General features: G+C 68.7%; 10 protein-coding genes. 3 read left to right on the top strand and 7 right to left on the bottom strand.

Annotated features, from left to right (window positions below; translation table 11 throughout):
- Nucleotides 1-271: 271 nt before the first annotated feature.
- Nucleotides 272-2,401: a transglycosylase domain-containing protein gene (locus AB0M88_RS50415; protein ID WP_364114973.1), complete on the top strand. Its 2,130-nt coding sequence runs from the start codon at nucleotides 272-274 to the stop codon at nucleotides 2,399-2,401.
- A 57-nt stretch (nucleotides 2,402-2,458) separates the two neighbouring features.
- Here the strand turns inward: AB0M88_RS50415 and AB0M88_RS50410 are convergent, their stop codons facing one another.
- Genes AB0M88_RS50410 through AB0M88_RS50390 form a run of 5 tightly spaced genes read right to left on the bottom strand, consistent with a single transcriptional unit; the run spans nucleotide 2,459 to nucleotide 8,317 of the window.
- Entirely contained in the window at nucleotides 2,459-3,742 is a 1,284-nt protein-coding gene (locus AB0M88_RS50410; RefSeq protein ID WP_364114971.1) for a hypothetical protein, read from the bottom strand.
- A complete protein-coding gene (locus AB0M88_RS50405) occupies nucleotides 3,739-5,187 on the bottom strand; it encodes a DUF4407 domain-containing protein (RefSeq protein WP_364114969.1) in 1,449 nt (482 codons plus the stop codon). Before AB0M88_RS50405 ends, AB0M88_RS50410 begins: the two co-directional genes overlap by 4 nt.
- Entirely contained in the window at nucleotides 5,187-6,701 is a 1,515-nt protein-coding gene (locus tag AB0M88_RS50400; RefSeq protein WP_364114967.1) for a hypothetical protein, read from the bottom strand. Before AB0M88_RS50400 ends, AB0M88_RS50405 begins: the two co-directional genes overlap by 1 nt.
- Nucleotides 6,702-6,705: 4 nt before the next feature.
- Complete coding sequence (locus tag AB0M88_RS50395; RefSeq protein WP_364114965.1) at nucleotides 6,706-7,566, bottom strand: protein phosphatase 2C domain-containing protein; 861 nt, start codon at nucleotides 7,564-7,566, stop codon at nucleotides 6,706-6,708.
- A complete protein-coding gene (locus AB0M88_RS50390; protein ID WP_364114963.1) occupies nucleotides 7,559-8,317 on the bottom strand; it encodes a VWA domain-containing protein in 759 nt (252 codons plus the stop codon). The genes AB0M88_RS50395 and AB0M88_RS50390 overlap by 8 nt, the downstream gene beginning before the upstream one ends.
- Before the next feature lie 226 nt (nucleotides 8,318-8,543).
- Here AB0M88_RS50390 and AB0M88_RS50385 point away from each other — a divergent pair, with 226 nt between their 5' ends.
- Both AB0M88_RS50385 and AB0M88_RS50380 read left to right on the top strand, forming a co-directional pair.
- Nucleotides 8,544-9,815 carry a serine hydrolase domain-containing protein gene (locus AB0M88_RS50385; RefSeq protein WP_364114961.1) on the top strand — a complete coding sequence of 424 codons (1,272 nt, stop codon included), beginning with the start codon at nucleotides 8,544-8,546 and terminating at the stop codon, nucleotides 9,813-9,815.
- A 116-nt stretch (nucleotides 9,816-9,931) separates the two neighbouring features.
- Nucleotides 9,932-10,876, top strand: coding sequence for a hypothetical protein (locus tag AB0M88_RS50380; protein ID WP_364114959.1), 945 nt, complete (start codon nucleotides 9,932-9,934; stop codon nucleotides 10,874-10,876).
- A gap of 66 nt (nucleotides 10,877-10,942) precedes the next feature.
- Here AB0M88_RS50380 and AB0M88_RS50375 read toward each other — a convergent pair whose 3' ends face one another.
- Both AB0M88_RS50375 and AB0M88_RS50370 read right to left on the bottom strand, forming a co-directional pair.
- Entirely contained in the window at nucleotides 10,943-12,067 is a 1,125-nt protein-coding gene (locus AB0M88_RS50375) for a hypothetical protein (RefSeq protein ID WP_364114957.1), read from the bottom strand.
- Between the two features lie 136 nt (nucleotides 12,068-12,203).
- Complete coding sequence (locus AB0M88_RS50370; protein WP_364114955.1) at nucleotides 12,204-13,169, bottom strand: WYL domain-containing protein; 966 nt, start codon at nucleotides 13,167-13,169, stop codon at nucleotides 12,204-12,206.
- Nucleotides 13,170-13,343 lie beyond the last annotated feature (174 nt).

The following is a 13,343-nucleotide window of genomic DNA, read 5'->3' as shown; positions in this document are numbered from 1 at the left end:
GCCAACGGCGTACTCGTGCTCCGGATCCCGATCGCCGAGAAGGCCAAGCCCCGCAAGGTCACCATCGCCGGCCGCGAGGACACCGACCAGAAAGTGATCACCGGCTGACCGGCTGATGCGTGACCGACTCCTCCGGCCCGAGGCCCGCCGCCACTCGATGGCGGCGGGCCTATGCGGCTCCGGGTCGGCTGCCACCCCGGCGGCGATTCGCCGATGTTCGAATCAGAGAACCCCACAGGAACTTCACGTTCCCATCCCGTACCCTTCCGCGGTGGCTTCTTGGTTCCGTCGGCATGATCACAACGTCTTCACCAACTCGGCAGCCTTGCTGGTTTGCGGGTTACTCGCCGGATTGGTGGTAGCGGCCGCGGCGTTCCCGGCCGCGGCGCTGTCCGGCCTCACCGCCAAGGCCGGCGGCAGTGCGTACGCGGCGCTGCCCACCAAGCTGACAGATTTCAACGAGCCGCAGATCGGCCGCATCTACGCGTCCGACGGCAAGACGCAGATCGCGGTGATGTACGACGAGTACCGCAGTGAGGTGCCGTTGTCGCAGATCTCGATCAACGTCCAGAACGCCATCGTCGCCGCCGAGGACCGCGACTTTTATCACCACAACGGCGTCGACCTCAAGGGCACCGTCCGCGCCTTCGTCAGCGACTCCAGCGGCGGCAACAAGCAGGGCGCCTCGACGCTGACGATGCAGCTCGTCCGGATGAAGCTGGAATACTCCGCGAGCGATCCGAAGGACGTCGTCGCCGCGGCGCAGGACACCCCGACTCGCAAGATCACCGAGATGAAGGACGCCCTTCAGCTCGAGAAGAAGATGACCAAGAAGCAGATCCTGGAGGGCTATCTGAACATCGCGCCCTTCGGCAACGGTGCGTACGGCATCTACGCGGCCAGCCGGATCTACTTCAACAAGAACCCGAAGGACCTGGACGTCGCGCAGGCGGCACTGCTGGCCGGCATGGTCAAGGCGCCCAGCGGCTTCGACCCGACCACGAAGACCGGCTATCCGCAGGCGGTCGCGCGCCGGCAGTACGTTCTCGACGGCATGGTGACCACCGGCGCGATCACCCCGGCGCAGGAGCAGGCCGCGCTCAAGGAGAAGATCCCGCAGCAGGTCAAGAAGGTCGGCAACGGCTGCGTCTCGGTGAACAACAAGCAGTGGGGCTTCTTCTGCGACTACTTCACCCGGTGGTGGCTCCAGCAGCAGGCGTTCGGAAAGACGACGTACGACCGGCAGGAACTGCTGAACACCGCCGGCTACCACATCGTCACGAGCATGGATCTCAAGGCCACGAGTGCCGCGTACAAGCGGATCGACCAGCAGATCAGCAAGAACAACAAGGACGCCCTCATGCTGGCGGCGGTGCAGCCCGGCACCGGCCAGGTGATGGCACTCGCGGCGAACCGCACCTACAGCCTGGATCAGTCGAAGAACCACATCTCCTCGGACCCGGGGAAGGCCGCCCGGCATCTCAAGGGCACGTACCCCAACACCACCAACCCGATCATCAGCGGCGGTGGCGACGTCGACGGCTACCAGGCCGGCTCGACCTTCAAGATGTTCACCATGGTCACCGCGCTCAAGCAGGGCATTCCGCTGACCAAGACGATAAACGCGGGCGTGGTGGCGAAGACGCACTACATCGTCGAGCCGGGCAGCCCGGCCGCCTGCCCCGGCACGCCCTACTACTGCCCGGGCAACGCGGGTGAGAGCGAGGCCGGCACGTACAACATGTGGTCGGCGTTCGGGCACTCGGTGAACACGTACTTCGTGCCGCTCGAGGAAGAGGTCGGCGCGCAGAACGTCGTCCAGACCGCCGAGGATTTCGGGATCCAGTTCCGCGCCTCGAACGACGCGAAGCTGGCCAAGCCGGGCAACGCCGAGCAGTGGGGCGCGTTCACCCTGGGCGTCTCCGAGTCCACGCCTCTCGACCTGGCCAACGCGTACGCCACCCTGGCCGCCGACGGCAAATACTGCTCGCCGACGCCGATCAAGCAGATCTACGACCAGCAGGGCGCGAAGATCGACGTCGGCACGGCGAGCTGCCAACGGGTGGTGTCGACCGAGGTCGCCCGGGAGGCCCTCGACGCGGCCCGCTGCCCGGTCGGAGACTCGGCCCAGTCCGGCAGCTGCGGCGGCACCGGCACCGCGCCGCAGGCCCGGGGCGTCGTCGGGCATCCGGTCTTCGGCAAGACCGGCACGACCGACAGCTCCAAGACCGCCGCCCTGATCGTCGGCACCACCTCGATCGTGGTGGCCGGCTACCTCGCCGACACCGACTGGCCCGGCACCAACCAGCACATGGACCACGCGACGGTCAACCCGGCGGTCTGGAACACGGTGGGCGACTACATGCGGGGCAAGCCGAGCGTGCAGTTCCCGAAACCCTGACGCGTCACCGGCGAGACCCGGCCGACTCCGGCCGGGTCTCTCGTTGCCGGGAGGCGGTCAATCCGCGTCGAGCGGCAACGGCTCCTCGTCCGGTCGGCCGGTGCCGACCGCCGCGGTCATCAGCGCGTTGATCACGTCGGGGTGGTCCTCGAAGATCTCCGCGCCGGCCGCCTCGAACTCCTCGGACAAGAGGTCGACGTCGACGTCCAGGAGAATCCAGCTCACCCGGGCCTCGTCGCACAGCTCGCGAAACCGCTCGACCGCGTCGATGTCAGCCAGCGGGGCGTGGGTGGAGATGAGCACGACGTCAGTGCGGGTCACCGTCGTGCCCCGCCGGCGCAGCGAGGCGATGTCCCGCTCGCGCGCCGCCAGCAGCTGTTCAACCCGGGCCGCGAGGTCGAAGTGGCCGACCTCCACCTTGGGCACGTCCGGTCCGCCCGGTCCGCCTGCGGGCACGACGGCACCACGCGGCCGATCCCCGGCCAGAACCGACACCTGGAACGGCAGGCCGGCCACGAGCAGCCGGCCGAATGCGGCGTCGATCTCCACGACTAGGTCCCGGCGGCGGTTACGGACCGTCCGGGACACCGGCGACAGGTCGGGCGCGAGGACGAAGTAGACGAGCGCGACGCCGCCCGGCCGGTCCGCCAGCCGGTCCATCGATTCGCGCTGGGTGGGCGGAGGTTGCGGCAGGATCGAGCGGACCCGCCCGACGGTGTTGCTCCAGAAGGTGCGCGCCGTGTTCGCCGGCTCCTCCGGCACGTGCTCGACGACCGGGGTCGAAGACGAAGACGACAGGGCAGGCGCCGGGGCCGGGGTCGGGGTCGGGGTCGGGGCCGGGGCCGGACGAGGGGCCATCAGCGTCCGGAAGTCCTCCGCGGAGAGCGCATCGTCCGGCCATCGCTCATGCTGGGCGCGGAGAACCTCGAGCGTGTCCAGCACGTCGGCGACGGTCAGGTCGGCGTCCACGGTGGAACGGGCGAACTGGTGAATCCGGAACTGCTTCCCGATCCGCGTCTCGGCCAGGCCGTTCGCGATCCAGTTCGCCCGGTCCAGCCGGGCACCGACCACCAGAACACTGAACACCATCGTCGGAGCTAGCGGCTCACCGTCCCGCAAGCCCATCTTGGCCAGAACCCGGGCCACTGCCATCGGTTCGTCGGCGGTCTCGCCGTTGACCTCCCGGGTCAGTCCGATCTCCACCGTCTCGGCCAGCGCCGGATCGCCGGCCACTCTGCGCGCCGCCGCCTGGCACAGCGGCCGTAGATCCACCTCGAGGTCGTCGACCGGCACGATCGCCAGCACGAAACCGGCCCAGGTACGCCGCTGCGGCGCACTCACAGCGTGCTCGTCGGCGGCAGGTTGTACGGCGACCTGGACGTATGCGTCGGCGGCTGGGCCGGGATCGGGCCGGGGTGGCCGGCACCGTTCGACGACCCGTTGCCGTTCCGGTTGTGCAGCGTGCGCTGCACCTGCCGGCTCCAGTCGGCCAGGGCGACGTCGAGGATCTTCTCCATCTCCTTCTCGACGTGCGCATTGCCGCGGACGCCGAGCTTCTTCTCCCGCGCCTGCATGTCTTCCTCGATCTCCCGTTGCTTCTTGGACTCCCGCTCGATCCGGCGCCGCTCCTCGTGCCGCCGGCGGGTCGCCTCGTCGATGGTCGAGTTGTCGTCGAGCACGCTGATCCGGTCGTAGAGCGACGGCGGCCCGATGCTGGTCAGGAGCTTCACCATGACCGGCAGCAGCTCGATCATGAAGAGCAGGGCGGCCACCGCGTAGTGCGCCCACTTCGCCGAGCTGTTCTCCTGGCCGATCCGGTGCAGAGCCTCGATCCGGGCCAGCATGCCGGTGTCGGCGCCGACCACCTTGCTGTCGTCCGCGGTGAGCGCGGCGATCTTCTGCTGCAACTGCTGACGCTCGGTGTAGAGGCCGGGCAGCTCGGTCTTCGCCTGCTGCTGGGCGGTGTTCAGGCTCTGCTGGTTGGATTGCACGGCCGACTTGTTGGCGGCGTCCAGCGCCTTCTGCGCGTTGTCGCGGGACTCCTGGGCGGTGGCGAGGTCGGCGGCGGCGATGTCGTAGAGACGCTTGAGCGAGTCGTAGCGTTCGCCCTTGCCCTTCTTGCCGCTGGCCCCGTGGCACCGGACCCCATCACGCTCGCAGATCATCTGGTCGTACGCGTTCTGGGCCGCGGTGCGCTTCGCGACGAGCGCGGTCTCGGCCTGCTTCAACGCGTTGCCGGCGGTCTGCACGTTCGGCGAGGTCAGTCCGGGCACGTTGCCGGCCATGATGCCCTCGTCAGTGGTGATCTTCGCGTTGACCTGGGCCAGCCGTTTGGACTCGGGGCTCTCCGCCCGGGTCGCGCCGAGGGTGTTGGCGGCCTGGGCGTTCGCCTCGTTCACGTTGGCGATGATCTCGCTCTGGAACACCCGGACCACGAGCGGCGTCGCGATCACCAGACCGAGAAGGGCGGCGATGGCGAGCCGCGGCAGGATCATCATGATCGTCTGCCAGGCCCCGCCGTTGGACCTGAGGTTCTGGATCAGCAGCCGGTCCAGGTTGAGGATCACGAAGCCCCAGGCGAAGCCGAGCAACACGGCGATAAACCACGGCGCCTTCAGGGCGTCGATCAGCGCGAACGACATCGACAGCACGGCCAGTCCGGCGGTGGAGATCAGCACCAGGCCCATCTGGATGAACTTGCCCTTGGCCGCCGGCACCTTCGGCAGCAGCCGAGGGTCGGCTCCTCCGAGCTGGGCCAGACGGGTGCCTACGATTCCCCACGTCATCACGGTCTGCTTCCTCTGGTGGCGGTGGACGCGGCCGCGCGTACCGTCGCGGTCGCCGAGGCCAGCGTCTCGGTGATCAGGTCCGCGATCTGCGCGCTGGCCTCGTGCTGCGCGTCACGGAAGTGCCCGGCGGCGTTGCGCCCGGGCGCGAGGAAGGCGTCGCCCGGCAGGATCGGGCTGATCTCGGCGAGCAACGGCGTCAGCGCCGGCGCGTCGAGGCGGGGCACGGGATGGGCCGCGGTGGTGACGAGCGGCCGCGCCGGCAGGGCCGACAGCACGGCGGGTATGCGTACGGCGGGCACCGGCGGGACGTTCACCCGGGGCAACGATGGCTCGGGGATGGGCGGCAGGTCGTACAGCGAGAGGTAGCCGGCCTCCAGCTGCTCGGAGCCGTACCGGTTGATGGCCTCGACGACGACCGGGCCGGACCCGGCCGGGGTGATCGAATAGCCGCGCGCGAAGCCGTCCGGCTTGTCGATGTCCACGACCAGGCCGTTCGGGCCGAGGATGCGCAGGCTGGTGGCGCCGTCCACGGACCAGGTGACGACGACGTCGGTGCCGCGAGGCATCGCGTCCCGGTCGAGCGCGGCCGCCCGGATCCGCGGCGGATTCGCCTGCGCGAGGACGGTCCGCTCCAGGTAGAGGCAGAGGTCCTTCGCGGTCGGCCGGGCGGTACGCACGTCGGACACCGCCCGGGTGACCAGATCGACGCCGGTCGCGTCCAGGGCGTTCGTCCGGGCCAGCTCCTTGGCGTCGGTGAGCTGCGTGACGCCGGGGCCGGTGACCAGCGACCGCAGGATGCAGAGCCCGAGCTTGTAGACGTCGGTCTCGAGGTCCTGCAGCTGCTGGCTGCGGTTCGCGATCTCGGGCGGCTTGAAGTTCGGCGAGTGCATCTGCTTGCGGGCGTGATCGCTGAGCGACGCCGCGGCGTCACAGTCGAGCAGCTTCAGCCGGGGCGGGTTCGCCGCCACGGCCGCGTTCTTCAGGCTCAGGTCGCCGTACACCATGCCGTGCTTGTGCAGCAGCGCGATCGCGAAGGTCAGCTGCGCGTTCAGCGACAGCCGGACCAGCGGATCGTTCATCGGGGTCCGGTCGATGCCGAGGTTCCGCATGAAGTTGTCCGACGTGCTCAGATAGGAGAACTCGAACACCAACCGCTTGCTCGGAGCCCCCGAGGGCGTGGCGGTCACGAAGAAGTCGTCCGTCAGCAGCGGCATGACGATCCCCACCGTCGCACCACGTCGTTCCACCGTGGCCAGCGGCCAGACGGTGTACCGGTCGAGGGCCGCCTGATCGCCCGCCGCCATCGCATCGCGGATGGCTACGGCGGACACCATCGATCGGAGCGCCTCCGCCCGCTGGGCGTCGGTGAGCTGCGGGACCGGGTGGACGTCCTTGAACGCCAGCGCGCCCGAGTAACCAGGCAGCTGAAAGCCGTCCAGCCGGTACACCGTGCCGGCGCCACCCGAGGCGATCCTCTTCATCGGTCCGAGCCGGTCGAAGTCGACGGACATGAGCTCAGGCCTCCACGGAGTACCAGATGCCGACGGCGGTGCGGTCGTCGAGGTGGCTCTTGCGCGCGAACGCCACCTGACTGCCGAACGTGAACACGTCCGGCGGCGTGGTCCACCAGCCGGCGAGCGTGTCGCGTACCTCCGCCGCGTCCCCCAGGGGGACGCCGACCCCGTCGGTGACGACGAAGAACGCGCCCCGGCCGGTCGGCACCTCGGCCGTACGGCACCGGGGCTCGCGATGCGGCAGCGCGCGGACGCTGACCCGGTGTGTCTCCTCGCCGGTGTCCCCCGAGCCGGCCGTCAGGTTCGTCCAGCGACCCTCGTCCAGGTGCCAGACCGAGCTGTCGTCGGTCCAGGCGATGGAGGCGGCCCGGTCACCGCCGAGCGGGATCGCCATGCCGACGAAGGTCGTCGCCATCCCGTGCTGCTCCGGGTCCTCGCCGGCCGCCACGGCGCGGTCCAGCCTCCGGGCCGCGTACCGGGCGAGCCCATCGTTGACCTGCTTGACCGCGGTCGCCCAGCTGCCGGACGCCAGGTACTCGTGGGGCATGTGCCGGGTGACGTAGGCGGCGGCCTCCTGCGAGCGGGGAAGGCTGCCCACCCCGTCGCACACCGTGACCACCAGGGTGTCGCTGTCCACATCGTGCAGCAGTGAGTACCGGTCCTGCCGGGGCTGGTCGCGGTACCGGTGCAGCAGACCACGCACGCTCGCCGCGCGGACCTGGACGCCCGGGAACGCGCACGCGCTCAGCTCGTGGTCAGCGGAGTCGGGGGTGCCGGGAGGCCGGCCGGCCGGGAGTTCGGCCGCGGCACGACCGCCCACCCCGACCGCCGGCGCCCCGGACCAGTCGACGACCTCAGACATGGTCACCGGCCTCGCCGAACTGGGTGTTCGACGAATCCTCCATGGCCGGCTTGACGATCATCGCGTTGCCGGTCGACGCGCTCTGCCCCGAGCTGATCACGGTGTTGCCGATCGCGGCGGTCATCGACTTGAGCAGCTCACCCACGTTGCTGCTGCGGGAGACGAACCAGCGGCCGCGGGTGCCGCCGAAGTCCGGATAGGCCAGCTGCTGCATGACCTCCTGCGGTGCGTCGCGGAAACCGAAGGTCACGACGTACGGGAACGCCTTGTTCCCGGTCTTGGCCTGCGGGTCGTACGCGAGCAGGGAGCGGAACGTCTGCAGGTAGTCACGGTCGCCCGGGGCACCGTCGCTGAGGAAGAACACGCACGGCCGGTACACCTTCTTGCCCTCAGCCTTGAGCCGGGCGCGGTCGGCCTCGAACGCCCGGTGGTATTCCCGGAAGGCGGCGCCGTAGTTGGTGCCACCGCCCGCGCTGAGGGCCGGCAGGTTGATCTCGCTGGGCGCGCCCAGCGGCACCACCGTCTGCGCGCTCGACTGGAACGTGATGACGCTGAGCATGGTCAGGTCATTGACGACCGGATCGCTCATGATGTCGCTGCGCAGCTGGTTGAGCGCCGCGTTGAGGTCCTTCATGTCCCCGTACATCGATCCGGACACGTCGCAGATGATGTAGAACGGCATGATCAGCTGACCTTCGACGTGGTCGACGGCCGGGATGTGGTCGCTGGCGTGCATCGTGGTGTCGGACATGCTGGACACTGACGGACAGCGGCATCCCGCATCTCGCGCGGTCGCTTTCGGCCGGCTGGCCTCCGACCGGTTGACAGGTCGGCGGCGCTAGCGATGGCATATGAGCGGACCGGCGAGACCGGGGGAAGGCTCGATGTTCATGACGGACGCGGAATTCGCTCGGAACTGGTCCCAACTGCTGGACCGACTGGATCGCCACGCGGCTTCGGGTCTGCCGTCGCCGGACGTGGCGACTCTGCCTGACCTGATGGACACCTACCGGGTGCCGGGGATCAGCATCGCGGTCGGTCGTGAGGACGGGCCGGTTTGGGCGGCCGGATTCGGCACCACAGGCGCCGCCGAGCCCACCCCGGTCAACGTCCACACTGCATTCCAGGCCTGTTCGATCAGCAAGCACGTCACAGCGTTCGGCGCGTTGCGACTGGTCGCCGACGGCGTACTCGATCTGGACACCGACATCCACGAATATCTGACCTCGTGGCGATTGCCGGCCCGCGAGGGCTGGCGCCCAAACGTGACGTTGCGCCAGCTGCTGGCGCACACGGCCGGGCTGTCCTACAACTGGTTCCGCGGCTACGGCGCGGACGAACCCCTGCCGTCCCTGATCCAGACCCTGCGGGGCGACGCCCCGGCGAACACCCCGCTGGTGCGGTCCAGTCTGCTGCCGGGTAGCCGGTTCCGGTACTCAGGCAGCCACTACGCCGTGCTGCAGCAACTGATGGTGGATGTGACCGGCTCCCGGTTCGAGGAACTCATGCGTGCCCTGGTGCTGGACCCGGTGGCGATGGCCGACAGCAGCTTCGACCAGCGGTTTCCACACCAGCGGCGGCAGCTGGCGGCGGTGGGCCATCACGCCGCCGGAACCGCGCTCACCGGCGGCTGGCGCACGATCCCGGAGATGGCCGGCGCGGGACTGTGGAGCACACCCACCGACCTGCTACGGCTCGACCTGGAGATCGCCCTCGCGGCCTCCGGAAAATCGGAGCTGCTCGATCAGAACCTGGCCACGCAGATGCTGACCCCACCGCTGCCCGACGGCAGCTACGGCCTGGGCACCGAAATCGACGACTCCACCGGCACTCGGCGGTTCGGGCACAGCGGCGGCAACGTGGGCTACAGCTGCTTCTCATTCGCCTGGCCCGAAGCCGGCACTGCAGTCGCCGTGATGACCAATACCGAAGACGCAAGGGAGGTGCTGACCAGCATCCTTGTCGCCACGGACCGGCAGTACGCCACCGACGTCAAAGCCCCACCACCGGGTGACGTGACGGGCCGCTACCTCCTGCAAGACAACTGTCCCATCGACATCACCGCCGCCGACGGCCGACTCACGCTCACCGCCGCCGGCCAGCCGCCAGCCCTTCTGCTGCGGCTCCCGAGCGGCCACTACCGGCATCCAGGACTCGACCTGGAAATCAGGTTCCACCGAGCCGCCGACCAGTCCTCCACCATGGAACTGCGGCAAGAGGGCATCGCGCAGACCGCAACGCGATCTTGATGCTTCCGATGGGTCGCGTCGCGGCGTTGACCGCGCCGGTCGTCGCGCAATAACCTGCTTCTTCGACGATCTTGGATGGAGGAGTCCAAGGTCGACAAAGGATCCAGGAGGACAGCATGCGGGTTGGCAGGCGGCTGGTGATTATGGCCCCGGTGATCGCGGGTGTGGTGGCTCTGACGGAAAGTCCGGCCCTGGCCGCTTACTACAACACCTACACCGACATAGCTGACACTCCCGATACGAACGGCTGCACCGGGGCACAGGGTTTCGCCGCCGGGTCCACCTACCTCTACTCGATCAAGAACCGCACCGGTTCGGACGATCTCTCGGTCATCTACCGCGTCAACAAGGCCACCGGCGACCGGGTGCTGATGACCAACGGCACCAGCGGCGGCGTGACCAACCCGTGGCTCGGCCACGGCAACGACATGACGATCGTCGACATCGACGGTGCGCACCACCTGTTCGTCGTCACCATGAAGGCGAGCGGCGGCCCGCAGCTGGTGCGGCTCCGCTACGACGGCACCACGTACTACTTCGCCGGGTCGTACGAGCTGAATCTCAACGGCGCCACGGCGGCACCATCCGGGATCAGCAGGGTCTCGGTCAGCAGCACCACGATCACCTTCATGTTCAAGAGTGGCCGGACGGTCTACAACGGCAGTCTCCCGCTGCGCGCGGACTCCGGGACCATCGCCCTGACCAAGGCGTTCGACCTGCAGGTCGACGGTGCTCTGGTCAACGGCGCCACGGTGCCGGACCTGGACACCTTCTCGAACCAGGGGTTCTACTACGACACGGCCAGCCAGGTCGTCTACAACCCGCTGACCAAGGACAACCGCAGCATCGTGCTCGTCTACCGCGGCGTGTCGCCGACGACGACCGGCACCGCACCCGCAGCCAGCGACCTCTCCTTCCGGATTACCTCCTCGGCGTACACGTTCTTCGAGATCGAAGGTGTCGGAATCAGCGACGGCAAGCTGTACTTCAGTACGAACCGGTCGAACGACAGCGGAGCCCACGACGGAGTCCACGTGTTCAAGGACTACGTGGCGGCCTAGGCATATCGAAGCCATAGCCACGCGAAAGCCGGCCGCAAACCGCAGGTCACGAATCGGTCAACTTGATCAGCGTCGGCCCCAAAGCCAACGAGGCCACCGACGTTCCCGAGCCGAACTCGCTCCGTTCTCCTGGACCGGCTCCGGGCGTGCCGGGACCTGCTCGGGTTCCGGCTCGTCGTCGTCGTCGGCGTTGCGTTCGAGGACCGTCGTGGCCAGAGACCTTTCGCCGTCGAGCAGCCCCGGCGTGATCAACATCAGTTGCGCCAGCGACGTCCAGATGGTCACCGGCCGCGGAGCCTTCGTCGCCGCGACCAGCCGGTCGCGGACCAGAACCCGCACCTCGTCCCGCAACGCCGGCTCCCGGTAGGCGGCCGTGACCAGCGCGAACAGCGCCGCGTCGCAGGCCCAGTCCTCGACTCCGAAGGCAAGGTCGATCAGCACCTGCCGCCGGACCGACGACGCCCACGGCTCATCCGTTCGATGGTGCAGGATGCCCAGGCAGACCCACGGCTGCAGCAGCCGGTACCAGTACGCCGGATCGGAATCCGCCAGGATCCGGTACCGCTGGACGTCCGGCGGCCGCGGCGGGTGCACGAGCAGGCCGAGCAGATCGTTCAGCGGCAGGTCACCGAGCGGCGCGGCCCGCGCGTAGCCGGCGAGCGGGGACGGCCACGGTTCGGCGCCGACCGCGTACAACACGCGGACGGCCTCGGCGGACGGCGGTTCCACCGCGGGCTGGGCCGTCTCGCCCTGGTAGCGCCAGACGGCGTACCGGCCCGGACGCAAGGGGACCCGCGGGTCAGGCGTGCCGAAGTTCGCGATGCCGACCGGGGCCGGCCCGGCCACCCGCAGGAACGCGGCGATCGCGCTGGGCGGCTCCGGGCCGGAGATGCCCAACTCGGCGACGGTGACGTTCTTCCCCGCCGCCCGGTCGCGGGCGATGCCCCGGAGGATGTTGATGACAGACTCCTGCGGCATCGGCACCCAGTTCAACCACGGCTGCTTCTGACCTGCCATCGCGAAGAGCATGTCGGTGGTCTCGCAGCCGTGCGGATCGTCGGCGATGGCGACCAGGTCAGCCACGTCACCGGACTCCCGGAACCGCAGTGCGTGCCGCGCGGCGTCCCGGTGCGGAAACTTCGGGTCACCGGCAAGTTCGCGCAGCTTCTCGTCCACGTTCGCGCTCAGCATGGCGGGGAGTCTAAGTGATCACCACGCATCAGATTTCCAGCTGCTGACTCGACACCAGGGTGCGGCCGCTGTGCGGCGGCACCTCCTGCCTGCAGGCTCGGCCGACAGTGCGCGGAGAACCACTAGATGTTGCTGGTCAGGACGTCGGCGACGACGCATAGTGGCGGGCAAGGTCGGCCGCGAGGGCACGCAGGTGAGCCCTGGCCTCGGCGGGGCCGTGCACGGTGATGGCGTTCCCGAACGGCAGCAATGCTCGCACGTCCTCCAGATGCAGGAAGCGAATTGTCACCTTGTGGCCGGTGACGGACTCTTCCTGGTCATCCCGGACGAGTCGTCGGCCGAAGATCCGTTGCGCTCGCTCGATCTGGGTCTGGTCGATGGTGGCGCTGACCTCTATCGCGTGGTCGCGTTCCCACTGATCGACGAGCGCTGCGGCGACGGTGGCCAGGGTCTGGTCCTCGCGGATCCGTCGTGGCCGGTCGACCTCTTTCCACGTCGTGATCCGTTCGAGCCGGTACATCCGTGGCACCCGGGCACAGTCGGCGACGAGATACCAGGTGCCGGCCTTGGCGACCAGCCCGTAGGGATCCACGACCAGGTCGCGTGGGCCTGACTCGCGTGAGCTGGCGTACTCGATCTGTAGCCGGTGGCCTCGCCGCACCGAGCCGATCAGCGAGGCCGGCGTCGTGCCGGACGCTCGTGTCTGGAGCCAGGGACGGCTGTCCACGTGCACTACGTCGGTGAGCGGCAAGAGCTCATGATCTCGACCTGACCGGGTAGCGGCGATCTTGGCGAGCGCGCGCCGGCTTTCGACCGAGGCGTCGAGCTCCGTGCGTTGCTTCTCATCCAGTCCGATGAGCGAGAGATGGTCACGCTCGCCCGGTGTGAGCCGCGTGAGGTCGAGCCCGGACCCGGGCAGCATGGTCACGCCGCCGAGGCGGCCCCGGTGCACGGTCACCGGAAGACCGGCGTCGCGGAGCCAGTTCAGGTCCCGGGTGATGGTCCTGAGGGAAACCCCGAGCGCCGAGGCAAGCTCCTGCGTGGTCGCGCCATCCCTCGATTCGAGGAGCAACATCAGGGCGAAGAAGCGGTCCGGGGTCACCCGCCCAGCTTTTCAAGAAATTGCGACACGATGCGGCGCATATCCCGGCCAGGCTGGTGGATGTACCTGCCACCAGCAAGAAGGAATCTCAATGACCGTGTCAAGCCATGGCGGCGGTGATCGGCGCTGTCGGGGTGAACCTGCGGTTGTCGCGCAGCAGTGCCCAGAGCACGT

It is taken from the genome of Actinoplanes sp. NPDC051411, from assembly GCF_040682075.1.
GTDB lineage: Bacteria > Actinomycetota > Actinomycetes > Mycobacteriales > Micromonosporaceae > Actinoplanes.
Note: the sequence above shows the minus strand (reverse complement) of the source record. Positions and strands in the feature narration are given on the sequence as shown.

Bases quoted from the DNA above. Each gene is read 5' to 3' on its own strand.
- AB0M88_RS50405 (WP_364114969.1), bottom strand. From the start codon at position 5,187: ATGACGTGGGGAATCGTAGGCACCCGTCTGGCCCAGCTCGGAGGAGCC.
- AB0M88_RS50400 (WP_364114967.1), bottom strand. From the start codon at position 6,701: ATGTCCGTCGACTTCGACCGGCTCGGACCGATGAAGAGGATCGCCTCG.
- AB0M88_RS50395 (WP_364114965.1), bottom strand. From the start codon at position 7,566: ATGTCTGAGGTCGTCGACTGGTCCGGGGCGCCGGCGGTCGGGGTGGGC.
- AB0M88_RS50390 (WP_364114963.1), bottom strand. From the start codon at position 8,317: ATGTCCGACACCACGATGCACGCCAGCGACCACATCCCGGCCGTCGAC.
- AB0M88_RS50380 (WP_364114959.1), top strand. From the start codon at position 9,932: ATGCGGGTTGGCAGGCGGCTGGTGATTATGGCCCCGGTGATCGCGGGT.
- AB0M88_RS50375 (WP_364114957.1), bottom strand. From the start codon at position 12,067: ATGCTGAGCGCGAACGTGGACGAGAAGCTGCGCGAACTTGCCGGTGAC.